Origin of the sequence: Mycobacterium simiae, assembly GCF_008370645.1 — a bacterium.
Taxonomy (GTDB): domain Bacteria; phylum Actinomycetota; class Actinomycetes; order Mycobacteriales; family Mycobacteriaceae; genus Mycobacterium; species Mycobacterium simiae_A.
This window is the reverse complement of the sequence record NZ_VTZN01000076.1, coordinates 1-23,309: the sequence shown is the minus strand read 5'-3', so window position 1 is coordinate 23,309 and position 23,309 is coordinate 1. Positions and strand designations below refer to the sequence as shown.

Here is a 23,309-nt window from a genome sequence, read left to right as displayed (position 1 = left end):
CCGGCCAGCACCAGCAGGTTGGCGCTGTTGCGGCGCAACCGCGCGGCCAGATGATCCAGCCGAAAAAGGCTGTCGAGCCGCTGGGGATCCTCTTCACTGCGCTCCAGCCGGTCAATGAGCGACAGCTGCTGGTCAACCAAGGAACGGCTGCGCCGCGACATGGTTTCGAACATGTCGTTGACCAGCACCCGCAGCCTGGCTTCGTCGCCGGCCAACAGCAAAGCCTGGGCATGCAACTCGTCGACCGCATGCGCTACTTGGCCGATTTCCTCATTGGTGTAGACGGCCAGCGGCTCGGGAATCGGCTCAGCGCCGGCGCGCACCCGCGTGATCTCGCCCTCGAGGTCGGTGTGGGCGACTTTCAGCGCGCCGTCGCGCAGCGCCCGCAGCGGCCCCACCAACGCTCGCGCCACGAGCAACACGATGACCAGTGCGATAGCGATGGCGGTCACTATCAGCGCCGCCTCGCGGATAGCGGCATCGTGGCGAGCGGCGGCCTGGGCCTGCGCCGACTTGGTCACCGCCGCGGTAGCGTCCTTGATGACCTGTTCGGCGATCCCATCGGTGACCTGTATCGAGCGCAGCAGCTCGGGGTTGTCGACCAGCGCGGTATCCGGGTCCGACATGATCCCCATTCGGGTAGCCAGCTGCTGCTGCAGGTTCTTGACGTCCGGCGAGCCGGCGCCCAGCACTTGGCTCATCCCGAACAGCGTCGATGGTTCGGTGCCGGCCAGTGCGATCATCGCGGTGCGCAATTGCGGCTCGGGAAGGTCGGCGCCCTGGGTCACCAGGATCTGCAGCATGGTCATCTGCCCGCTGGCCGCGACGGCTCGGCTCAAGCCCTGAGCCTGGGCCCGGATCTGCTCATAGTCGAGGCGCACCGACGCGTCGATCGCGTCCTCGGCCGTCAACAATAGCGGCGCATAGGCGGTGATCCGATCGCGCAAGCCGATGCTGTTGCCCAGGACCTTGTCCAGCAGCCCCTGGCCGCCGTTCACCAGCGTGTTCACGCCGGAGCGGACGCCGGGGATCACGTCGGTGTCGGCCAGGCGCGTCTGCAGCTGGTATTTGCGCGCCGCGAAGTTCTTCTTGGCTCCCTCCACGTCATGTCCGGTGGAACTCGCCAACAACGCGACGTCCAGTGCCGACATGTATTGGGTGATTGCCGGTATTACGTCGGCGCGGGCCGCGGCCAACCGCAGACCGCTGGCATCGGCCATCGCGCTGTGCACCCGCAGTGTCCCGAATACCGCTGCCAGCACCAGCGGCAACAGGGCCATCGCAACGACTTTCCAGCGCACCGGCCAATTGCGTAACGACCAGGCGCGCGGGCGTTTCTGACGTCTTGGCGGGGCCGGTTGCGGGGCCGCGACAGCGGGGATGCTGGGTGGAGCCGCCGCGACCTGGGTGGTCGGGCGGGCGAACATGGTCACGTGATTGCGGCCGGATACCCGACCGCACCCCTGATGCGTCGCGCTGTCAGAGACCAGAGACTCATGAGACTTCCTGCTTTACTCCGCCCGCCCCGGCAGCTGGGAGCCAACGTAAACGCCTGGCAATTCGACGAGTATGACAGGTTCCCTGGGACTAAAGCCGAGGTCCCCACAATTGTTACTGAGCAGATGAGTTCCGCCGCAACAGGCCGATACGCTCATCGACGTCGACGAGCTGGCCGCGCATTAGCTTTCCACCGTACCGGCGGTGGCGGCGCCTGAGCTTGGCCAACGGGCGGCGCAGCTTGGTATCGCTGCGCGGCCGGCGCACCCTACTCATGGCCTCGCACACTGCGAAGATGCTGTGGTGTTCAAGCTGATGTTTGTTTCCCCATGCATCGCCCCTAATACGGGAAACGCCATCCGGACCGTGGCCGCGACTGGCTGCGAATTGCATCTGGTGGAGCCGCTGGGTTTCGATCTGTCCGAACCCAAGCTGCGGCGGGCCGGACTGGACTATCACGACCTGGCATCGGTATCGGTCCATGCGTCGCTGCCGGCCGCGTGGGAGGCGCTGTTGCCGGCGCGGGTGTTTGCGTTCACCACGCAAGCTGCCACGCTGGTGGCCGACGTCGCCTACCACGCTGGCGACGTGCTGATGTTCGGGCCCGAACCCACCGGGCTGGACGCGGCGACCCTGACCGACCCACACATCACCGAACAGGTGCGCATTCCCATGCTGGCTGGGCGGCGCTCCCTGAACCTGTCCAACGCCGCAGCGGTGGCCGTGTATGAGGCCTGGCGGCAGCACGGCTACCGCGGGGCGCTCTAGCTTTGGTCTGCCGTTACCAACTGTTCCAGTGCGTCAGGCTTGCGGCGGGCAACCGCTTGGCCGGCCGAAAGTCGGTGCCCTTGGTGTAGGCGATGGGGAACAGCCCGCCTTGGCTGTATTCGTCGTAGGGAATGCCGAGCGCCTCGGCCACCGCTTGCTCGCCGTTGTCGAGCAGGTGCAGCGTCGTCCAGCAGGAGCCCAGTCCGCGGGAGCGCAGCGCCAGGCAGAAGCTCCAGACCGCGGGGAACAGCGAGGCCCAAAACGACACACCGCCTAGCGGCGACTGGTCCGCCCGGCCCTGGATGCAGGGGATCATCAGCACCGGCGCCTGGTGCATGTGCTCGGCTAGATAGGTCGCGGAGTCTCTGATCTTGCCCATCCGCTCACCCCGAGTGTCGCCCTCGGGGTACTTTTGTGCAGGCGTGCTGAGGTAAGCGCGGGCATTGGCCAGGTAGACGTCGCCTATTGCCTTCTTTTTTTCGGCGTTCTCGACAAACACCCACTGCCAGCCTTGGGAATTGGAGCCGGTGGGTGCCTGGAGCGCCAGATCAAGGCAGTCCATCAGGATGTCGCGGGGCACCGGCTTGTCGAAGTCGAGGCGTTTGCGAACCGAACGGGTGGTGGTCAGGACTTCGTCGACGGACAGGTTGAGTGTCATGTGGGGAGGCTACCTGCAGCCGGTTTGAGGACGGCCGGTGTGCGCCGAGCGTGTATCCACTGCGAGAATTTCGCAAGAGTTTGGCAGTGGATACACGTTCGGCGACGAACTCAGTTCGGATGCGCCTCAACGGAAGTCGCGCGACGTGGATCCCACCGCCAGGCTGATGTGACCCATCCGCTCGGCTATGACGGTGATGGCGCCGCTGGCGTTTTGGACCTGGCCGCGGATCAGCAACGCCGGTGCGGTGTTAGCCAGCTTGCGGTGCCGCGCCCACACTCCCGGCGTGCACAGCACGTTCACCATCCCGGTTTCGTCCTCGAGGTTGATGAAGGTCACGCCTTGGGCCGTCCCGGGTCGCTGTCGATGCGTCACTGCACCGGCAATCAGCACCCGGTCTCCGTCCGGCACGCTTAACAACTTGTCGGCGGGCATTACCCCCATCGCATCCAGGTCTGCGCGCAGGAACTGCGTCGGATAGCTGTCCGGGGAGATGCCGGTGGCCCACACGTCGGCGGCGGCCAGCTCCAGCTCGCTCATGCCCGGCAACGCCGGAATGTGCGACGACGAGCCCACCCCGGGTAGCCGGTCGGGCCGTTGGGTGGCCGCGGCCCCGGCCGCCCACAGCGCCTCGCGCCGCGACATGCCAAAGCAACCCAACGCTCCGGCGGTGGCCAGCGCTTCGGTCTGCGGCACAGAAAGCTGCACCCGCGACGTCAGGTCCAGCAGCGAGGCGAACGGGCCGTGGGCATTTCGCTCGTCCACCAGCTGCTCGGCCAGGGCGTCGCCGATATAGCGGACGGCGCCCAGACCGAGGCGGACCTCCATACCGGCATTCTCCAGCGTCGCGTGCGCCTGGCTGGCGTTGACGTCGGGTCCGTGCACCACCACCCCATGGCGGCGGGCGTCGGCGACCAATGACTGTGGTGAATAGAACCCCATTGGCTGGGCCCGCAGCAGCGCGGCGCAAAACGCCGCCGGGTGGTGCAGCTTGAACCACGACGAGTAGAACACCAGCGACGCGAAGGACAACGCGTGGCTTTCGGGGAAACCGAAATTGGCGAACGCTTCCAGTTTTTCGTAGATCCGGTCGATCACCTCGTCGGGGGGGCCGTGCAGCGCGCGCATGCCGTCATAAAACCGGCCACGCAGCCGCCGCATGCGTTCGGTCGAGCGCTTGGACCCCATGGCACGCCGCAGCTGGTCGGCCTCGGCGGCCGAAAAGCCGGCGCAGTCGACCGCCAGCTGCATTAGTTGCTCTTGGAAAAGCGGCACTCCCAACGTCTTCCGCAATGCCGGCTCCATCGACGGGTGCTCGTAGACCACCGGGTCAATGCCGTTGCGGCGCCGGATGTAGGGGTGCACCGACCCGCCCTGAATGGGCCCGGGGCGGATCAGCGCGACCTCCACCACCAGGTCGTAGAACACCCGCGGCCGCAGCCGCGGCAAGGTAGCCATCTGCGCGCGCGACTCCACCTGGAACACACCGACCGAATCGGCGCGGGCCAGCATTTCGTAGACCGCCGGCTCGCTCAGATCCAGCTTGGCCAGGTCCACGTCGATGCCCTTATGCTCGGCCACCAGGTCCGTCGCGTAGTGCAGCGCTGAGAGCATGCCCAGGCCGAGGAGATCGAACTTCACCAAACCGATTGCCGCGCAATCGTCTTTGTCCCATTGCAGCACGCTACGATTGGCCATGCGTGCCCACTCCACCGGGCACACGTCGGCGATCGGGCGGTCGCAGATCACCATGCCGCCGGAATGAATTCCCAAGTGCCGGGGCAGGTTCCGGATCTGGGTGGCCAGCTCAACCACCTGCTGCGGAATACCGCCGATGTCGGCCGCCGACCCGTTCCAGTGGCCGATCTGCTTGCTCCATGCATCCTGCTGCCCCTGCGAGAAGCCCAGCGCGCGGGCCATGTCGCGCACGGCGCTGCGGCCCCGGTAGGTGATGACATTGGCCACCTGGGCGGCATAGTCCCGGCCGTACTTGTCGTAGACGTACTGGATGGCCGCTTCACGCCGATCCGACTCGATGTCGATGTCGATGTCGGGTGGGCCGTCACGGGCGGGCGACAAAAAGCGCTCGAACAACAACTCGTTGGCCACCGGATCGACAGCGGTGACACCGAGGGCATAGCAGACCGCGGAGTTGGCCGCCGACCCCCTGCCCTGGCACAGAATGTCGTTGTTGCGGCAGAACTGGGTGATATCGTGCACCACCAGGAAGTAACCCGGAAAACGCAGCTGGGCAATAACTTTCAGCTCATGCTCAATCTGCGAGTACGCGCCGGCCGCGCGCTCAGGAGGTCCGTAGCGGTCGCGGGCGCCCGCCATGACCAGCCACCGCAGCCAGCTGTCCTCGGTGTGCCCTTCGGGTACGGCGAACGGCGGCAGTTGTGGCGCGATGAGTGCCAGCTCGAACGCACACTGCTCACCGAGCTCGGCAGCGGCGGTCACCGCGTCGGGACACCAAGCGAACAGCCGGGCCATCTCCGCGCCGGACCGCAGATGCGAGCCGCCCAAAGGAGCCAGCCACCCGGCCGCAGCGTCCAGGGACTGCCGTGCCCGAATCGCCCCCATCGCCATGGCCAGCCGGCGCCGTGACGGCTCTGCATAATGCGCACCGGTGGTGGCGACGATTCCGACGCCGAAGCGCGACGCCAGCCCGGCCAGCACGGCGTTGCGTTCGTCGTCGGACGGATGACCATGATGGGTCAACTCGACACTGACCCGCGCAGGCGTGAACCGGTCCACCAGATCGGCCAGTGCCCGTTTCGCCGCGTCTGGACCACCACCGGCAAGCGCTTGACGCACATGACCTTTTCGGCATCCCGTCAGAATCTGCCAGTGCCCACCGGCGGCTTCGGTCAGCGCGTCGAAGGCGTAGCGCGGTTTACCCTTCGCCCCACCGGCCAGATGGGCCGCGGCTAGTTGCCGAGACAGCCGCCGGTATCCTTCCGGGCCCCGGGCCAGCACCAACAGATGCGGGCCAGGCGGGTCCGGCTGCTCGGTGCGGGCTTCCGATCCCAACGACAGCTCAGCGCCGAACACCGTGCATACGCCGAGCTCGGCGGCCGCTTCGGCGAACCGCACCGCACCGTATAGGCCATTGTGGTCGGTCAGTGCGAGCGCACGCAGATCAAGCCCGGCAGCCTCCTCGACCAGCTCCTCCGGCGTGCTGGCTCCGTCGAGGAAGCTGTACGCCGAATGCGCGTGCAACTCGGCATAAGCGACGGACGAACGGAGGCGTTGATGGTCCGGTTTTGGGGTATATGCGCCACGCTTGCGCGACCACGGGCCGTCCCCGCCATCCAGGGCCGGCTCGGCCGTAACCGGCGCGCCGGCATGGCGCGGTTTACCGTCTAGAACCCGCTCCATTTCCGCCCAGCTCGGCGGCCCGTTGCCCCAGCCCACACCTGCAGCGTATCGAAACTTTGTTCGATAACCGAGTGATTTGCTCTCGCCGCTGTTAAACAGATCTTCAACTGGAACACACGTTCTTAACCTGCAGGGGCTATCACCCTCGGTGGCTTGCGACGGATACTGGCTAGATTCACAAACCACGGTGGGGATTTGTCATGGTCCAACTGACGACACTGGACACCGGCTTTCTCAAGGCTCATGATCCGTACCGGCAGGCCAGCCTGGCGATCGGCGCAGTGGCCGTCGTCAACGGCGCTGCCCCGAACTTTGATCACCTCAAAGAAGTTGTGGCCGAACGGATTCAATCAATCCCTCGGCACGCCCAAGTACTACGGGGCCAGTGGATTGACCATCCGGAACGCGATCTCGCCAAGCACCTGAGGCGGGTCGCCCTGCCCCGGCCCGGGGGTGACAGCGAACTGTGCCAAGCCATCGCCAACGCCCTGCAGCGCCCCCTCGACTTCAATCGGCCGCTGTGGGAGTGCTGGATCATCGAGGGCCTCGAGGGCAATCGGTGGGCGATCCTACTGAAAATTCACCACTGCATGGCAGACGGCATCCCGGCGGCCCAACTGCTCACCAAACTCTGCGACGAGGCCGATGAGGCCGGCACCGAAGCCTTCACCGCCTTCACCGATCACGTTGCCGTCAAACCTGTTTCAAGATCACCCCGCCATAACCGGAGCCAGACCGACCCATTGTGGCGACTTCCCGCCGCGGTCACGACCACCGTCGTCAAGGCTGCCGCACGCGCTGTCACCTGGCCGGTGAGCTGGTCGTCGCCGCACGCACCGCCGACCACCAAGCAGCGATACGGCACGGTGCGCATCCCGCTCACCGACGTCGATCGGATATGCCGCAAGTTCGACGTCACCATCGACGACGTTGCGCTCGCGGCGATCAGCGAGGGTTTTCGCACGGTTCTGCTGCGGCGCGGCGAACAACCGAGGGCCGACTCATTGCGCACCCGGGAGCCAACCGCCAGTTCGATCTCGACCCTGCTGCCGTATCTGCCCGTCGAGCACGACGACCCGATTCGCCGACTGCGCATCGTACACCAGCAGCTACAACAGCCGCAGCCCAGTGGCCGCGACCGGCCTGCGGGCCTTTCGGCGCGGTGCGCCAAGGCAATTCATGCGCTGATCCGCCTCCCGCAGCGGAGCATTGTGACACTGACGACCCATGCGTCCGGACCTCGCCATCGGTTGCGGCTGATGGGTCAAACCATGGAGCAGGTGCTGCCGATCCCGCCGACCGCGCTGCCGCACAGCACCGGGGTCGCGGTACTCACCTATGGCGATGAGCTGGTATTCGGGATCACCGTCGATGACGACGCCGCGCACACCATGGCGCAGCTCGCTACCGGCATCGAACGGGGCGCGGCGCATCTGACCGCGCTCAGCCACGATTCGGTCGTGCTATTTGGCAGGGACCGTAAGCGTTCATACCGCAGCCGGACCGGGGGCGGGCACGGGCGGGCGTATCCACCTCCCGCATGGGCGCGACGCTGACTGGTTAGATCTGAACCGCCTTGCCCACCATGAGAAGGTGGGATCATGTCGGTCACCATAGACCCGCGCCGCCATGATGCGGTGTTGTTCGACGCTGCGTTGAACTGCACTCAGCCGCTGATCCAGCAATTGCAGCACGTCGGCGTCAACACCGGAACCTTTTCGTCCGGCGGTGCTTGCCGAGAAGTCCTCAGCACAGCGGCCGAGCATTTGCCGGCGCGGACCGGCAGGTGCGTCGTGGTCGCCGCCGACGCGGCTAGCGTCGCGGCCGCGCGTGAGACCGGGTTCGCTTTGGTCATCGGGGTCGACCGGGATGGACGCCGCGACGCGCTGTATCGCCACGGCGCCGACACGGTCATTACGGACGTGAGTGAGGTGCACGTGCGCATCGGCGACCGGCGTATGTCGGAGCTCCCTGACGCCATGCAGGGCAACGGCTTAGCCGAGGACCTCACCGCCCGCCGACCCGCGGTGTTTTTCGACTTCGACGGCACTTTGTCCGATATCGTCAACGATCCCGAGGCGGCCCGGCCGGTCCCCGGTGCGACCGAGGCGTTGGCAAAGTTGGCCGCACAGTGTCCGGTTGCGGTGCTCAGTGGCCGCGACCTCGCCGACGTGACAGCGCGACTGGGCGTGCCCGGGATCTGGTATGCCGGCAGCCATGGTTTCGAGCTGACCGCACCAGACGGAACCCATCACCAGAACGACGCCGCCGCAGCCGCCATCCCGGTGTTGGAGCAGGCGGCTGCCCGGCTGCGCGACCAGCTCGGGCCGATTCCCGGTATTGTGGTAGAACACAAAAGATTTGGTGTCGCCGTGCACTACCGCAATGCGACACGAGACCGCATCGGCGACGTCGCCGCAGCGGTGCGCACCGCAGGCCAGCGCGACACGCTACGGGTGACGACCGGCCGCGAGGTCATCGAGCTGCGTCCGAATATCGACTGGGACAAGGGAAAAACCCTGCGCTGGGTCATAGACCACCTGCGTCAAGCAAGCTCGCCTGCGCTGTTGCCGATCTACGTCGGGGACGATATCACCGACGAAGACGCCTTCGACGCGGTCCATGACAGCGGTGTTCCAATCGTGGTGCGTCACAACGAGGATGGTGACCGCGCCACTGCAGCGCTGTTTGCGCTGGATAGTCCCGCGCAGGTCGCTGAGTTCACCGGGCTGCTGGCGCGTCAATTAACTGACGATCGCGTGAATTAATTGCTGACGCAGGGCCGCAAGCGTTGACGGAACGGCAGCGAAACGCCGTACGGCACCCGGCAAACGACGATACGCTGCGACCGTTGATGGGAGGACGGACATGTCATTTGTGATCGCGAATCCAGAGGTGCTCGCTACTGCGGCAGCCGACGTTGCCAATATCAGATCAGCGATCAGCGCCGCCAACGCGGCGGCGGCGGCCTCGACCGTGCAGGTCGCCGCCGCCGCCGCCGATGAGGTGTCATTGGCTGTTTCGGCGCTGTTCGCCCAGCACGCCCAGACGTATCAGACCCTCAGTGCCCAGGCGGCGGCGTTTCATGACCAGTTCGTGCAGGCCATGACCTCGGGCGCCAGCCGGTACGCCAGCGCCGAGGCCGCCGGTGTCGAGCAGCTGGTTCTCAACGCGCTTAACGGTCCCACCCAAGCGCTGCTGGGTCGGCCGCTGATCGGCAACGGCGCCGACGGGACAGCGGCGAGCCCGAACGGCGGCGTCGGCGGGCTGCTGTACGGCAACGGCGGCAACGGCTTTTCGCAAACCACCGCGGGACTGGCCGGCGGCAACGGCGGGTCCGCCGGATTGATCGGCAATGGCGGAGCGGGCGGCAGCGGCGGGCCGGGCGCGGCCGGCGGCGGCGGCGGCAACGGCGGCTGGCTGTATGGCAACGCCGGCGCCGGTGGCAACGGCGGCACGGCCACCGCTCTCGGCGCCAGCGGCGGGGCCGGTGGGGCCGGCGGCAGCGCCGGGCTGTGGGGGTTGGGCGGCAACGGCGGCACCGGCGGCGCCGGCGCCAACGGCGACGTCGCCACGCCCGGCGGCAGCGGCGGGGCCGGCGGGGCTGGCGGCAACGGCGGGTGGCTGTCCGGCAATCCGGGCGCTGGCGGCAACGGCGGCAACGGCGGCAGCGGCCGTAACGACTTGACGTCGTCGGTCGGCGGGGCGGGCGGGGCCGGCGGCCACGCCGGTCTGTTCGGCACCGGCGGAGCCGGCGGCACCGGCGGCATCGGCGGTGCCAACACCCAGACCGGCCCCGACGCCAGCAACGGCGGCGCCGGCGGGGCTGGCGGCGGCGGCGGATACCTGTTCGGTGACGGCGGCGCCGGCGGTGCCGGCGGAGCGGGCGGGGTGAACTCCAGCGGAGCTTTGGGCCTCACTGGTGGCACGGGAGGAACCGGCGGCGGCGGCGGGGCGGCCGGGCTTTACGGCAATGGCGGCGCCGGCGGCGCCGGCGGCGCCGGCGGGCTCAACAACGGCGGCGGCGGCGCCGGCGGGGGGGCCGGCGGTACCGGCGGCGCCGGGGGCGCCGGAGCCGGGCTGTACGGCAACGGTGGTGCCGGCGGCGCCGGCGGGCCAGGTGGGCAGAACTCGTCCAGCGGGTCCGCTGGCGCCGCGGGTAACGGTGCGGCGGGCGGCAACGCTGGGCTGATGGGCGCCGGTGGGCGCGGCGGGGACGGCGGGGCCGGCGGCAACCAAACCGGTGGCGTGGGCAGCGGCGGCGCCGGCGGGCACGGCGGAGCCGGCGGGGCCGGTGGTCAGTTGCACGGCAACGGCGGGGACGGCGGAAACGGCGGGGCCGGCGGGAAAAACACCGCCGGCGGCAATAACTCCGCTGGCGGCGCCGCTGGTCACGGTGGAGCCGGTGGCAGCGCCAAGCTGATCGGCGCCGGGGGTCATGGCGGTCACGGCGGAGACGGCGGGAGCACGTTGGGAAGGCAGTCCGGGGCGGTCGGTGGCGCCGGTGGAAACGGCGGCCTCGGCGGCAACGGCGGGTCGCTGTACGGCGATGCAGGTGCCGGTGGGGGCGGCGGCGACGGCGGGAGCAACACCGCGGGCGCCGGCGGCAGCAGCAACGGCAACACTGGCGGGGCGGGCGGCGCCGGCGGTGCCGGCGCCAACGGCGGCAACGCGGGACTGTTCGGCAACGGCGGCAGCGCCGGCAGCGGCGGTACCGGCGGCAACGGCGGCGGCGGCCAAACGGGCACAGGCAACACCAGCGGCACCGGCGGCACCGGTGGCGCCGGCGGCGATGGCGGCGCGGGTGGCACCGGCGGCCGCGGCGGGCAACTCATCGGCAACGGAGGAAGCGGCGGCAACGCAGGGAGCGGCGGCACCGGCGGCAAAGGGGCCAATGGCGGCAGTGCCAATGGCGACGGCGGCAATGGCGGGGTCGGCGGCAACGGCGGGGCCGGCGGGGCCGGAAGCTCCGGTGGGCTGCTGTACGGCAATGGCGGCAGCGGCGGCAACGGCGCGGCCGGCGGCGGCGGCGGAAGCCCCGGAGCTGGCGTCGGCAGCGGCGCTGGCGGCGCCATCGGCAAGGGCGGCGGCGGAGGAGCCGGCGGGACCGGCGGGAATGCCCAAACGATCGGCAACGGCGGCAACGGCGGTGCCGGCGGCAACGGCGGAACTGGCGCCACCCCGGGTACCGGCGGCCTGGGCGCCGCCGGCGGCACCGGCGGGTCACTGTTTGGCGCACCCGGGGCCACCGGCGCCAACGGCACCTGAGCTCGAGGCTGCCGCCGACGCACGTTGTGCGACAACACACGTGATTCGGCGCCGCTGCTCACCATGGCGTCGCGGCGGCCCCGGTGACGAACCCGCCGACCACGCGCAGCTCGCCAGGTAACGGACGCACCGGCTTGACCCTTGGCGGGCTAATCGATCGACGCCGCATAGGCTGTTGCCAACGCCGTGGCAGGCGCACCATGATCGCGTACAAGATGGCAGGCCCTGCAGGTGCGGGCTCGGCGATGCGCAATAGACGGCCTGGTGATAGGAGCGTGTCCCATCAGCAAGCTCGGCTTTTGGAGCGTTGTCATGCTCGGGATCAACTCGATCATCGGAGCGGGCATCTTTTTGACCCCGGGCGCGGTGATCAAGCTTGCTGGCCCTTTAGCCCCATTGGCCTACATTTTGGCCGGTGTATTCGCGGGCGTGATGGCGCTCGTCTTTGCCGCGGCGGCAAAGTACGTCAAGACCAACGGCGCGTCCTATGCCTATACGACGGCCGCATTCGGCCAGCGCATCGGTATCTACGTCGGCGTGACTCACGCCATCACCGCCTCCATCGCATGGGGCGTACTGGCGTCCCTGTTCGTGTCAACACTTTTGAAAGTGACCTTCCCCGAAAAGAACTGGGCCGAGGACACCGACATTGTCAGTGTGAAGACGTTGACATTTCTGCTATTTGTCGGGGTGCTGCTGGCAATAAACCTGTTCGGCAACCGGGTGATCAAATGGGCCAACGGAACCTCAACCGTCGGCAAGGTGTCCGCCCTTGCCATCTTTATCGCGGGCGGGCTCTGGATCATCGTCAGCCAGCACATGAGCGACGATCGAGCGCCAGGTTCGACGCAGGTCCCGCCTCCGGCACCGTCCACGCTGCTCAGCGGTGTCGATTTTGGACACGACACCGCCTCGAGTCTGCTGCTTGCCACCATTGCCGCGTTGTACGCCTTCACCGGTTTCGAATCGATCGCGAATGCCGCGGAGGAAATGGACGAACCGGACCGAACGCTCCCGAAAGCCATACCGATAGCTATCCTCGCCGTCGGGGTGGTCTATGTGCTCGCCGTAGCAGTGGCGATGCGGTTGGGGTCGGACAAGGTCGTGCAGTCCCACGACACAGTCAGATTGGCGGCAGCGTTGGGAAACGGCACCTTTCGGACGATCGTCGTCGTCGGAGCCTTGGTGTCGATGTTCGGCATCAACGTGGCCGCGTCGTTCGGCGCTCCGCGGCTGTGGACCGCGCTGGCCGATACTGGAACCCTGCCGGCAGGCCTGTCGGGCAAGAACAGATTCGGTGTCCCGATGACCGCGTTCGGAATCACCGCGTTGTTGGCGCTGGCCTTCCCGCTGGCGCTGCGTTTCGACAGCATCAATCTGACGGGGCTGGCGGTGATTGCGCGGTTCGTTCAGTTCATCGTCGTGCCGATCGCCCTCATCTGGTTGGCGCTGAACCGCGGAGACCAACCAGCAACGAAACGAAACCCGTTCACCGACAAGGTGTTACCAGTACTCGCCGTCATCATTTCGATAGCGCTGGCGGTGTCCTTCGACTACCGCGTCATCTTTCTCACGCCGCAAGGAGGCGCCAACTACTTCTCGATCGGTTTGATCGTGACCACGTTCATCGTCGTGCCCGCGGTCGCCTATCTCCACTACTACAAACCCATAAACCGCTCAGCACGCAAGGCCGGCGAGGCATTTCGCCCTTAATCCAAAGTTAAGGGCTAGCGGAGAAAAGGCTGACTTGCTGGCAGGCCGGTGTCGAAAAAGCCGGAGTCGCCGGCGATCAGGATGAACACGTCGCCGAGCCCTGGGAGCCGCGGCCACCATCGCGTTCATGACGCGTGACAACTCGAATTACCTCACCAGCCAGGTGATCTCGGTATCAGCTGGCTAGTTACGCAACCAACTTTTGGATGTTAAACACGGCCGAAAAGAAGGTGTTGGCGTTCAACAAGCCCGAGCCAACGCCGCTAAGGACGCCAGCCGGCAGGCCTTGGGCTGCGGCGGTGACTCCGTTGTTGAAGAAGCCCGAGATCAGGCCGTTAAAGCCAATCCTAACGCCTGGAATTATCGTCTCGCCGAGAGCGCCGCTGGCCGTATTGTTAAAGCCCGACATACCACCGGCGACGGAGATGGCGAGGCCAGCGGGACTATTTACCGTAGCGCCCTGGGCCGTGTTGTTGAAGCCCGAGATAGAGCCGTTGTAACTGATAGAGAGGGCAGGTATAGCCCCGGTGCCGACGGCGCCGCTGGCCGAGTTGTTGAAGCCCGAAACGTTGGTGCCCGTGTTGTTAAAGCCCGAGTTAGGGAGACCGGAGTCGGTGGCGATCCCGAAGCCCGTGTTCACGTTGCCCGAATTGAAAAAGCCCGTGTTCACGTTGCCGGCATTCCAGAAACCGGTGTTCAGGTTGCCCGCATTTCCATTGCCGGTGTTGCCGTAGCCGGAGTTCCCGAAGCCCGTGTTGCCTGGTTGTGGTTCTACCGGGTTGCTGAAGCTGTTGGTGACGCTGCCGCCCGAGTTTCCACCGCCGGTGTTCATGTCGCCCGAGTTCCCCCAGCCGGTGTTCAAGGTGCCCGAGTTCCCGAAGCCGAAGTTACCGGTGCCTGCGTTCCCGACGCCGATGTTGCCGAAGCCGGAGTTCCCGAAGCCGATGCCTTGCAGTTTGCCCAGGTCGGCAGGAACTGCATTGGCGCTTGAGTTGAAGATGCCGACATTGCCGTCGCCGGAGTTGAAGAAGCCGATATTGCCGGTGCCCGAGTTCCCGAAGCCGATGTTGCCACTGCCGGCGTTGAGGCCGGTGAACTCGAACTGGCCACTTACCGTGTTGTAGGCAGCACCTCCGACACCGATGAGGTTATTGCCTTGGAGACCGAAGCCGATGTTGTTGTTGCCGGTGTTTCCGCCACCTTGGTTGCCGTTGCCGGTGTTACCGAGACCAAGGTTGTTGTTGCCGGTATTGCCCATGCCGATGTTGTTGGCGCCAGGCTGTGCGGCGCCGCCCGCGGGGGTGCCCGTATTACCTAGGCCCCAGTTGCCGGTACCGAAGTTTCCCAAGCCCAAGTTGCCGTTGCCGTTGTTCCCGCCGCCGATGTTGTTATTGCCGGTGTTTCCATCGCCAAAGTTTGAACTGCCCGTGTTGCCGTTGCCGATGTTGCCGGCGCCGGTGCCACTGTTGTTGCCGCTGCCGATGTTGCCGCCACCCTTATTGCCGAAACCAATGTTGGGGTCGGTGGGGGCGGCTGCGGGCCCTCCGGACAGTTGTCCGATACCGGGTAGGCCCGGCAGTGTCTGCGCCCACGACGACAGTTGCGAGGCCGCCGCGGATGCCCCGGCGTGATAGCTGGTCAGGGCGGCCACGTCGGCGGCCCAGAATTCCTCGTAGGCACTCTCGGCGGCGGCGATGAAGGGCGCGTTGAATCCGAAGACGTTGGTGCGGACCGCCTGCAGGAAGGCCTGGCGGTTGGCCGCGATCACCTGCGGGTGAATCGTGGCGGCCTTGGCCGCTTCGAATGCACTGGCCACCGCTTTGGCCCCGGCGGAGGCGGTGACAGCGCGGCCGGAGGCGGCCTGCAAAAACGCGGCATAAGGGCCGGCCGCCTGTGCCATGGCCGCCGCGGCGCGGCCCTGCCAGGCTTGACCGGTCAGCCCAGAGGTCACCGAGGAAAACGACTGTGCTGCAGTACTCAACTCATCGGCCAGCCTCGACCAGGACACCGAGGCCTGCAGCATGGGAGCAGGACCGGCGCCGAGGAACATGCGCAAGGAATTGATTTCCGGTGGGAGTATCGAAAAGTTCACAGCCGTTGACCTCCGTTATACCCGTCGCCCTGACGGAGCAATCCCGAATAAGACCATACGACGTTGTACAGGCGATTATGTTGTTTCGATGGAATCAATTAATTGGGTGGAATTCGCCCGTCAGCCAAGGGCTTATGCTCATGGCAGACGCCGCAGGCTCATAGTCGCCGAGACGAGTTACTGGAACTCACCGCGGTGATGTTCGCCGAATGCGGGGCGAGTCTGTAAAGTGCCGGAGGCGTATGTCATTGGCGCTGTCTGTACCACGGTTAGAAAACGTGCGGCGCGTTGGCCGGCATTCATCCCGTCGACCGGGTGGACGTCGACCCAGCCGCCGTTGACGACGAAATAGCCGGTGGCGTCGACGCCATCGGCGGGCCGGCCGCCAACATCACCCGGCTATCGTGGCTGGCCGCTGGGCTATCCCGAAGACGTGGGCCGGCAGATTGGCTCCGGCCAACAGGCCATGCCCCTTGGTGCACAAGCGATCTGTCTGGGTAGGGCTGGCCTGGGCAAGCCAGCGCGCACCTGGGTATCGCTGTGGTCGCGCCGCTGCGCAGTGCTTACCTGGCAGCCGGGTGCTAACCCGCCACGTATTCCACCGCGCCATCGTCGAGCACCACCCGCGACTCCCCACCGTCAGAGCCGGCGACCACGGTGCGATACACCGCTCGACCGGGTTCGGTGCGCCAGATCAGGGTGGTCAACGTCTCGCCGGGAAACACCGGTGAGGTGAACCGCGCCTCGATCGCGGTGATGTTGGCGGCCGCACCGCCGCCCAGCTCGGCAACCAGCGCGCGACCTGACACGCCGTAGGTGCAAAGCCCATGCAGAATCGGCTTGGGGAAGCCGGCCATCTCCTTGGCGAACCATGGGTCGCTGTGCAACGGATTGCGGTCACCGCAGAGCCGGTAGATCAGCGCTTGGTCTTCGCGGGTGGGCAGCGCAACCTGGGCGTCGGGCTCGCGGTCGGGGAATTCCGGGGCGAGCGGCCGCTGACCCGGTTCTCCGCCGAATCCGCCTTCGCCGCGGATGACCAGGGTGGTGAGAGTTTCGGCGATCAAGGTGCCGGTTGCTGGATCGGAGCCAAGGCCACGCAACATGATGATCGCGTTCTTACCCTCCCCCTTGTCCTGGATGTCGGCGACCTCGGAGACCACCGAGAGCTTCCCCGCCGCCGGCAGTGGTGCGTGCAGCCGCACGGTCTGCGAGCCGTGTAAAAGCTTGGCCCAGTTGAACGTTCCCACCTTGGCGGCCGCGCCGAACGCCGGGCAGCAGATCACCGCGTACGTGGGCAGCACCTGTTGGGTGATGCCGTGACTGTTCTCGGTGGTAAACGACAAGTCATCGGTCCCGGCACCCACTCCGAGCGCGTAAAGCAATGTTTCCCGGTCGGTCCACTCGAACAAAATCGGCTTGGCTACTGCACCGATGGCAGCGGGGTCAATGGCCATGCGGCCTCCTCTCGATTGAACAATTCACGCCTTTTCCGCATTAACCATCGCAAACCCTTCCCACCGATGCCGTCGGCAGGGCAGGCTATCGCCATGGCCAAGCGCACCGTGATCCGGAAGACCCCGAAAGTCTTAGCTGTGCTCGTTGCGGCACTGATCGTCGGCGCCTGCGGCGGTGGTAGTCCCCAGGCCCGCAACATCACCTTGACCTTCATTCGGAACGCTCAATCCCAGGCCAACGCCGACGGAATCATCGACACCGATGTGCCCGGCACCGGGCTTACGGCCGACGGCAAGGGGCAGGCCCAACAGCTCGCTCACCAAGTTGCGCGCAACGACTTCGACAGCATCTACTCCTCGCCGATGGCCGAAGCCCAACAAACCGCCGCGCCGTTAGCAGCCGAACTCGGCAAGCAGGTCGAGATCGTTCCAGGTCTGCAGCCCATTGATGCCGGCTGGTTCAACGGGCAGCCCGAATCAATGGCCGACCGCACCTACCTGCTGGCGCCGGCGAACTGGCTCAGCGGTGATACGGAAAACAGCATCCCGGGGTCACTCAGCGGCAACGACTTCAACAGCCGCTTTGCGGCCGCCGTGCGCAAGATCTACGACAGCGGCCACAACAAGCCGGTCGCATTCTCCCAGGGCACCGCGATCATGGTGTGGACCCTGTTGAACGTGAAAAACCCCAAGCTCAACTTGATGAGCAACCATCCACTCCCCAACATCGGGCGCGTGGTGATCACCGGAAACCCGACAACAGGCTGGACGCTGGTGGACTGGGACGGCATCCGCACTTTCACCTGACCGGTTGACCACTGACGCTGTTGGCGCCTGGGGTCTATCGGTAGAGGTTTCGGAGCGATTGGATGGGTATTCCGACGGGGTGACTCGGTTTCTTTGCCAGCACCGCGCCGACCCGGTAGCCGCCGCGGTCCGGTTGCTCGCCTCGACGGGTGTATCGATCATGTCCTCGTTCGACCTGACGCGACGCCTGGATGTGGGCCGCGAAGCGTGGACTCGGTTTGGCCGGCATTGGGAGGGTTTGGCGCCCGACCCGTATGCCGCCGAGCTGGGCGTGCAACGCCTACGTCGGTATGGCCATTACGTGTTACGCGATGGGGTCTTGCGGTTGCTGCCCAACGACGCGTTCGTTCAGCCCGACGACTCCAACCCCCGCTATATCGGGAGAAACCGGGACTTCGAGCCGTTGACCGACGCGTTTGCCCGAGACCCTTTGCTGCACGGCATTGCGCAGCTGCTGAGTCGGGTAGCGGCAGGCTTGGACGACGCGGCTGAATGGCACGTCAAGGTGCATCCGTTTCGAGTGCTATCGGTAGCCGGAGGCGACGGCCGGCCCACTCCGGAGGGTCTGCACCGTGACGGTGTCACGTTGGTCAGCTCGCTAATGATCCAACGACGCAACGCCATCGGCGGCGAGAGCACGGTGTGCGACAACCACGGTCGGCATTTGCTCACCACGACGTTGGACGAGCCCGGCACGTTGCTGCTCGGCGACGACCGTCGCACCTTGCATGCCGTGTCACCGATTCGGCCGATCGACAATTCCGGGCCGGCGCAGCGCGACGTTCTGGTAATCACCTTCGCGTCCGGGCCGTCCTAGTGTCAGTGTGGTGAATTTCGTTTTCGTCGACGTCGACACCGGTGTCGACGATGCGTTGGCTTTGCTGTATCTACTGGCCAGCCCGGACGCGGACCTGGTTGGCATCGCCTCGACCGGCGGAAACGTTGCGGTGCAACAGGTTTGCGCGAACAACCTGGGCCTGCTCGAACTCTGCAGGGTCTCCGAAATACCGGTGTCCAGGGGCGCAGACGCCACCCTGACCGGCCCGGTGCGCGCCTCCTCGAAGTCGCACGGCCCCCGAGGTTTGGGCTATGCCGAGCTGCCGGCGACGGATCGCCGGCTCACCGGCTACGACTCCGCGACGGCCTGGGTGCGCGCCGCACACGCCTTTGCCGGTGAATTGATCGGCGTGGTTACCGGGCCACTGACCAATGTGGCGCGGGCGCTGCGGGCCGAACCTGCGCTACCGAGGTTGCTGCGCCGGTTGGTGATTATGGGCGGCTGCTATGACGGCTCGGCGGTGGCGGAATGGAACATCAGCGTGGACCCCGAGGCAGCGGCCGAGGTACTCACGGCCTGGTTTTTGGACGATCTTCCGATTTTGTGCGGCCTGGATCTGACTCGCAACGTCACGATGACCCCCGGCATCCTGGCCCAGCTGGCGGTCGCTGCCGGCGCGGAGACGGCGATGCTGAGCGCGCACGACGAACGCGGCACCCGATCGGCGGCGTCCAATCCGGTGATTCGGGTGATCGAAGACGCGATGCGGTTCTACCTGGAGGCACACTACGACGCTGGGCACGGATATCTGGCCCATCTGCATGATCCGCTGGCCGCCGCCATCGCGCTGGACACCGACCTCGTCGTGACACGGCCGGCCACGGTGCACGTCGAGGTGCCCCGCGGCACGACCCTAACCGATCCCCCGTCAGCAGGCGGTACCTCGACCCTCAGGTCGAAAGAGCGAAAACCGAACGCGGTGATAGGAATTGACGTTGACCGCGAGATGTTCTTCGACCGGTTCATCCAGCGGGTTGGAATACTCGCGCGCAGGATGGGCAACAGTTCATAAAAGCTTTGTCCGCAGCGGGTTCATGACGGGCGCAAGCCGACTGGGCTGGTGCGACCTGCGCCGAGCGTAACGCCACGGCGGCATTTCCACTCGATTCTCGCCGTGGCGTTACATACGGCGTCAGGCACTCGCGCACGCACCAGTTCGGTGGTGTCGGTCCCGGTGGCCGCCTCGCGCCTAGCTGCGGTAAGGACAGGGCAGTTATGAAGTAAGGACCCGAGGCCTACGGCGCTCACCCGTTACTCGTAGCCCCCCTCGAGATACCAGTGCCGCTGGCGGTAGCACAGCAGCAACGCGCGCTCGCTCTCCAGCAATACCTGGGCGCGGGCAGTACGCCCCTTTCCCGGTTCGGGGTCCCACCACCGCTCGTCGACCGGCCAGGGGCCGGCCCACCAGCACAGCCGCTCGTCTCGACCATGAACGGTCAGTCGCGCCGGGTCGGCAGAAAACAAGCCCCGGCTTGTCACCCGAATCGGATTACCTTGGATATCAAGCAATTCCACCGGATCGTCGAGCAGCACCGCCGGTGCCGGCTCGGGCAGTTGACCGGGCCACGGCTGGTTCGGGTCGGCCTGCGGCACCGGCTCGTCGCCCAGCGGGGTCAGCGTGATGCGTTCGGTCGGCCCGCGACCGCCGGACAACACCGGCACCTGCACCGCCTCCGGACCGAGCAAGCCCTGCACCCGTACCAGCGCCCGACGGGCCCGAAGCCGGTCTTCCTCACCCAAGCCACCCCACAACGGCAACTGCAGCGCCCCGGCCGCCACCACCTCCACCGCCTGCAGCCGTAACCGCGTCACCGGTGCGGTGGGTCGGTCGCGGACAGTCCGATTGGTCAACCACCCGTCCAGTTGCCAGCGCACCCGATCGGCGGTGGCGTCCTCGGTCAACGGCTCGGCGCACCGCCACACCCGGTTCAGCTCTTCACCATTGGCAGTGACGGCATAAATGGCCAACCGGGTACATCCCACTCCGGCGGCCAGCAGCGCCTGATGCAGCGTGGCGGCTAGCGAGCGCCCGGCGAACGCCGCGGCATCGACCCGGTCGATCGGCGGCTCACAGTCGAGCACGGCCTCGAGTTCCGGTGGTGGTTCGCGCCCGGAGGGGAGGCGTTCGGGCTCGCCGCGGGCGAATCGGTGGGCGACCACCGCATCGGCGCCGAACCGGGAGGCGACATCGGTGCGGGATAGTGCGGCGAACTGCCCGATGGTACGAATCCCCATCCGCCACAACAGATCCGTTAATTCCTCTCGTCCGGGACCGGACAGACTCGGCTCGGTGGACAGTTGCCGGATCGACAGCACCGACAGAAACCGCGCGTCGTGACCGGGCTGCACGACCCGGCCCGCCCGTGCGGCGAACACCGCAGTGGACAACTGGTCGGCGATCCCGACCTGGCACTCCGCCCCGGCTGCGGCCACTGCGTCGATCAGCCGCTCGGCCGCCTGCTGCTCGGAACCGAAGAACCGGGCCGCCCCGCGCACCGGCAGCACCACGAGGCCGGGCCGCAGCACCTCAGCACGGGGTACCAGATCGTCCACCGCCGCGATCACCCCTTCGAAGAAGCGAGCGTCGCGGTCCGCATCGGCGGCCGCGATGTGCAGGTGCGGACAACGGGCCGCCGCCTCCCGGCGGCGTAACCCGCGTCGCACTCCGGCCACACGCGCCGTCGCCGAGCAGGCGATCACCCGGTTGGCCAAGGTGACCGCGACCGGAGCCGTCATGGATTGGCCCGCGGCCGCGGCAGCCGCGGCCGCGGGCCAATCCATGCACCACAGAGCCAGCACTCGAGAAGCGGCCATCACACTCACCCCGTATGAGCCCGGCCGATCGGCCGTCCCCCCGCACAGCCACTGATGTGCAACCGCACCCCACTGATCCGACCCAACCCGGGGGCCGGCGCCCCCCGGGGAGAAGGGGTGATCTCATAACCGCACACCCGGGCCTCCAGTCGCGTCTGTGCGCCTTCCCAGTCGCCCTGGGTGACCAACAGCGTGCACCCGTTATGACGGGCACGGGACACCACCGCCCGCGCCCGCGCCCGCGTCACCCGACGCCCACCCAGACCGAGCACCACCAGGTCCATGCCGTCGATGAGCACTGCGGCCACCTCCACCGGGTCGGGCCCGGGATCCGGTATCACCGCGAGCCGGCTCAGATCCGCCCCCATCTCCACAGCGGCCAGCAGTCCGATATCCGGCTGGCCGACGATAGCGGCGTTACCCCCGGCCGCCGTTACCGCTGTCACCATGCGTAACAACAGTGACCGCGCCCCCGACATCACCGCCACCGTCCCCCGAGGCACCAACTCCGCCCCCGACGATTCCAACAGCCGGTCATCGAAACGGGCTTTCCCGGAGAGCACCGCCATCTGCCGGCGCAGCGATTCGAGCTGCTCAGCGCGATTTTCATGCCACCGGTCGGTAGCAAAAGCCGCAGTCATGACCGGCCTCCTACCCCGGATTTATTCGAATATATGTTCGAGTAAACACCCGCGCTCCGATACCGTCAAGCACCATGAGAGGCTGCTTCATGCGTTCGGTGCCGGTGTGGCTGATGATGCTTTTTTGTGGCTGCATGGTGGCGCCGGCGCCGGCCAGAAGTGACCCCGGCTCCTGTCAGCCGGCCGAGCTATTCGCCACCGACAACACCACCGTCAGCACCGACCAACCACCCGACGATCTGGGGCTGTTCGAGTCCCAAGCCAGCGTGGCGATCGCCCAAACCGGTGCGATGGTGACCGGGTCGACCTTGGTCGACGGGGTGTTCTGGTCGAGTCAGCTGCAGCAGATTACCCATGAGCGCTCGCGCCAGTTCCATCTTTGCGTTACCGACGGGCCCATGTTGCATACCGCCGCCGAGGTGCTGCGCCGCCAGTTCAACCAAGAAACGGCGCTGACCTTCGAATATCTGCGCCACGATGCGCCTCAGGCCGACGCGATCCTCATTGCCGTGCCCGACGTCGACTTCACGCGCTTCCGCGATGCGTTGGTGGCTGATTCAACCGCGCAACACCGATTACTGGGCGGTTCGGTCACCACCACCGAGCACACCTTGCTCTTGGTCACCGCCCACGACGATCTCGATATCGCCCGCCGGCTCATCGACGAGGCCGGCGGATCCTGGAACGCAGCCACAATCGACCACGGCAGGCGCGAATTCGTCCAAACCTAACCAATCACCCGTGGCGCCCAAGCGGCGCTACTCCCACTCGATGGTGGCCGGCGGCTTGCTGGTGACGTCCAGCACCACCCGATTGACCTCGGGCACCTCGTTGGTGATACGGGTCGAGATGCGCTCCAACACCTCGTAGGGCACCCGCGTCCAGTCGGCGGTCATGGCGTCCTCACTGGATACCGGGCGCAGCACGATCGGATGTCCATAGGTGCGGTTGTCCCCCTGCACTCCGACCGAGCGGATATCGGCCAGCAGCACCACCGGACACTGCCAGATCTGGTGGTCCAGGCCCGCCGCCGTCAGCTCCTCACGCGCAATCGAGTCTGCGCGCCGCAGCGTGTCCAACCGGGCGGCGGTGACCTCACCGACGATCCGGATACCCAGGCCCGGTCCCGGAAACGGTTGGCGCGCAACGATTTCCTCCGGCAGGCCCAATTCTCGTCCGACCGCGCGCACCTCGTCTTTGAACAACAGCCGCAGCGGCTCGACGAGGGTGAACTTCAGGTCGCCGGGCAGGCCGCCGACATTGTGGTGGCTCTTGATGCTCGCGGCGCCACTGCCGCCGCCGGATTCCACCACGTCCGGGTACAGCGTGCCCTGCACCAGGAAGTCAACAGCCTTACCTTGCAGCACATCCCGCACGG

At 66.6% G+C, this 23,309-nt stretch carries 17 protein-coding genes and 2 pseudogenes; 10 read left to right on the top strand and 9 right to left on the bottom strand.

Going from position 1 to position 23,309, the window contains the following annotated elements; genetic code table 11:
• A pseudogene (locus F0Q45_RS13620) lies at window positions 1–1,433 on the bottom strand (HAMP domain-containing protein); the annotation flags it as partial.
• Between the two features lie 178 nt (window positions 1,434–1,611).
• Complete coding sequence (locus F0Q45_RS27740) at window positions 1,612–1,773, bottom strand: hypothetical protein (protein WP_188112936.1); 162 nt, start codon at window positions 1,771–1,773, stop codon at window positions 1,612–1,614.
• Between the two features lie 27 nt (window positions 1,774–1,800).
• Here F0Q45_RS27740 and F0Q45_RS13615 point away from each other — a divergent pair, with 27 nt between their 5' ends.
• Window positions 1,801–2,265 (top strand): tRNA (cytidine(34)-2'-O)-methyltransferase, encoded by a 465-nt coding sequence (locus F0Q45_RS13615; protein WP_149654447.1) that lies wholly within the window; start codon window positions 1,801–1,803, stop codon window positions 2,263–2,265.
• 13 nt (window positions 2,266–2,278) lie between these two features.
• Here the strand turns inward: F0Q45_RS13615 and F0Q45_RS13610 are convergent, their stop codons facing one another.
• Together F0Q45_RS13610 and F0Q45_RS13605 are read right to left on the bottom strand one after the other, a co-directional pair.
• Window positions 2,279–2,923 (bottom strand): nitroreductase family protein, encoded by a 645-nt coding sequence (locus F0Q45_RS13610; protein ID WP_149654446.1) that lies wholly within the window; start codon window positions 2,921–2,923, stop codon window positions 2,279–2,281.
• A gap of 126 nt (window positions 2,924–3,049) precedes the next feature.
• Entirely contained in the window at window positions 3,050–6,340 is a 3,291-nt protein-coding gene (locus F0Q45_RS13605) for an error-prone DNA polymerase (RefSeq protein WP_188112935.1), read from the bottom strand.
• Window positions 6,341–6,504: 164 nt separating this feature from the next.
• On the opposite strand from F0Q45_RS13605, the gene F0Q45_RS13600 reads away from it, so the two are divergent.
• The 4 genes from F0Q45_RS13600 (at window position 6,505) to F0Q45_RS13585 (ending at window position 13,285) form a co-directional block, all read left to right on the top strand.
• Entirely contained in the window at window positions 6,505–7,860 is a 1,356-nt protein-coding gene (locus F0Q45_RS13600; RefSeq protein WP_149654445.1) for a wax ester/triacylglycerol synthase domain-containing protein, read from the top strand.
• Between the two features lie 45 nt (window positions 7,861–7,905).
• Window positions 7,906–9,072, top strand: a complete 1,167-nt coding sequence (gene otsB, locus F0Q45_RS13595; protein WP_149654444.1) for a trehalose-phosphatase — start codon at window positions 7,906–7,908, stop codon at window positions 9,070–9,072.
• Window positions 9,073–9,172: 100 nt separating this feature from the next.
• Window positions 9,173–11,572: a PE family protein gene (locus tag F0Q45_RS13590; RefSeq protein WP_149654443.1), complete on the top strand. Its 2,400-nt coding sequence runs from the start codon at window positions 9,173–9,175 to the stop codon at window positions 11,570–11,572.
• Between the two features lie 312 nt (window positions 11,573–11,884).
• A complete protein-coding gene (locus F0Q45_RS13585; RefSeq protein ID WP_149654442.1) occupies window positions 11,885–13,285 on the top strand; it encodes an APC family permease in 1,401 nt (466 codons plus the stop codon).
• A gap of 187 nt (window positions 13,286–13,472) precedes the next feature.
• Here the strand turns inward: F0Q45_RS13585 and F0Q45_RS13580 are convergent, their stop codons facing one another.
• Entirely contained in the window at window positions 13,473–15,335 is a 1,863-nt protein-coding gene (locus F0Q45_RS13580; RefSeq protein ID WP_149654450.1) for a PPE family protein, read from the bottom strand.
• 271 nt (window positions 15,336–15,606) lie between these two features.
• Here F0Q45_RS13580 and F0Q45_RS13575 point away from each other — a divergent pair.
• Window positions 15,607–15,888: pseudogene (locus tag F0Q45_RS13575) on the top strand (acetyl-CoA C-acetyltransferase); the annotation flags it as partial.
• A gap of 70 nt (window positions 15,889–15,958) precedes the next feature.
• On the opposite strand, the gene F0Q45_RS13570 reads toward F0Q45_RS13575, so the two are convergent.
• Window positions 15,959–16,831 (bottom strand): MaoC family dehydratase, encoded by an 873-nt coding sequence (locus F0Q45_RS13570; RefSeq protein ID WP_149654441.1) that lies wholly within the window; start codon window positions 16,829–16,831, stop codon window positions 15,959–15,961.
• A 93-nt stretch (window positions 16,832–16,924) separates the two neighbouring features.
• On the opposite strand from F0Q45_RS13570, the gene F0Q45_RS13565 reads away from it, so the two are divergent.
• The 3 genes from F0Q45_RS13565 to F0Q45_RS13555 all read left to right on the top strand — a co-directional run bounded on the left by F0Q45_RS13565 (window position 16,925) and on the right by F0Q45_RS13555 (window position 19,488).
• Complete coding sequence (locus F0Q45_RS13565; protein WP_149654440.1) at window positions 16,925–17,638, top strand: histidine phosphatase family protein; 714 nt, start codon at window positions 16,925–16,927, stop codon at window positions 17,636–17,638.
• A 160-nt stretch (window positions 17,639–17,798) separates the two neighbouring features.
• On the top strand, window positions 17,799–18,455 hold the full coding sequence (locus F0Q45_RS13560) for a 2OG-Fe dioxygenase family protein (RefSeq protein WP_149654449.1): 657 nt from the start codon (window positions 17,799–17,801) through the stop codon (window positions 18,453–18,455).
• 10 nt (window positions 18,456–18,465) lie between these two features.
• Complete coding sequence (locus tag F0Q45_RS13555) at window positions 18,466–19,488, top strand: nucleoside hydrolase (protein ID WP_149654439.1); 1,023 nt, start codon at window positions 18,466–18,468, stop codon at window positions 19,486–19,488.
• Window positions 19,489–19,727: 239 nt separating this feature from the next.
• Here the strand turns inward: F0Q45_RS13555 and F0Q45_RS13550 are convergent, their stop codons facing one another.
• Together F0Q45_RS13550 and F0Q45_RS13545 are read right to left on the bottom strand one after the other, a co-directional pair.
• Window positions 19,728–21,293, bottom strand: coding sequence for a DNA polymerase Y family protein (locus F0Q45_RS13550; RefSeq protein WP_149654438.1), 1,566 nt, complete (start codon window positions 21,291–21,293; stop codon window positions 19,728–19,730).
• 2 nt (window positions 21,294–21,295) lie between these two features.
• A complete protein-coding gene (locus F0Q45_RS13545) occupies window positions 21,296–21,931 on the bottom strand; it encodes a hypothetical protein (RefSeq protein WP_149654437.1) in 636 nt (211 codons plus the stop codon).
• A gap of 74 nt (window positions 21,932–22,005) precedes the next feature.
• Here F0Q45_RS13545 and F0Q45_RS13540 point away from each other — a divergent pair, with 74 nt between their 5' ends.
• Window positions 22,006–22,662 carry a hypothetical protein gene (locus F0Q45_RS13540; protein WP_262490999.1) on the top strand — a complete coding sequence of 219 codons (657 nt, stop codon included), beginning with the start codon at window positions 22,006–22,008 and terminating at the stop codon, window positions 22,660–22,662.
• A gap of 27 nt (window positions 22,663–22,689) precedes the next feature.
• On the opposite strand, the gene F0Q45_RS13535 is transcribed toward F0Q45_RS13540, so the two are convergent.
• The coding region (locus F0Q45_RS13535) for a GMP synthase (glutamine-hydrolyzing) (protein ID WP_444875259.1) at window positions 22,690–23,309 on the bottom strand (620 nt) is incomplete at its 5' end.

Coding starts and splice junctions, on each gene's coding strand:
- otsB (WP_149654444.1), top strand. CDS start 7,906: ATGTCGGTCACCATAGACCCGCGCCGCCATGATGCGGTGTTGTTCGAC.
- F0Q45_RS13570 (WP_149654441.1), bottom strand. CDS start 16,831: ATGGCCATTGACCCCGCTGCCATCGGTGCAGTAGCCAAGCCGATTTTG.
- F0Q45_RS27740 (WP_188112936.1), bottom strand. CDS start 1,773: ATGAGTAGGGTGCGCCGGCCGCGCAGCGATACCAAGCTGCGCCGCCCG.
- F0Q45_RS13545 (WP_149654437.1), bottom strand. CDS start 21,931: ATGACTGCGGCTTTTGCTACCGACCGGTGGCATGAAAATCGCGCTGAG.
- F0Q45_RS13580 (WP_149654450.1), bottom strand. CDS start 15,335: ATGTTCCTCGGCGCCGGTCCTGCTCCCATGCTGCAGGCCTCGGTGTCC.
- F0Q45_RS13540 (WP_262490999.1), top strand. CDS start 22,006: ATGAGAGGCTGCTTCATGCGTTCGGTGCCGGTGTGGCTGATGATGCTT.
- F0Q45_RS13585 (WP_149654442.1), top strand. CDS start 11,885: ATGCTCGGGATCAACTCGATCATCGGAGCGGGCATCTTTTTGACCCCG.
- F0Q45_RS13610 (WP_149654446.1), bottom strand. CDS start 2,923: ATGACACTCAACCTGTCCGTCGACGAAGTCCTGACCACCACCCGTTCG.
- F0Q45_RS13565 (WP_149654440.1), top strand. CDS start 16,925: ATGGCCAAGCGCACCGTGATCCGGAAGACCCCGAAAGTCTTAGCTGTG.
- F0Q45_RS13590 (WP_149654443.1), top strand. CDS start 9,173: ATGTCATTTGTGATCGCGAATCCAGAGGTGCTCGCTACTGCGGCAGCC.
- F0Q45_RS13600 (WP_149654445.1), top strand. CDS start 6,505: ATGGTCCAACTGACGACACTGGACACCGGCTTTCTCAAGGCTCATGAT.
- F0Q45_RS13560 (WP_149654449.1), top strand. CDS start 17,799: ATGTCCTCGTTCGACCTGACGCGACGCCTGGATGTGGGCCGCGAAGCG.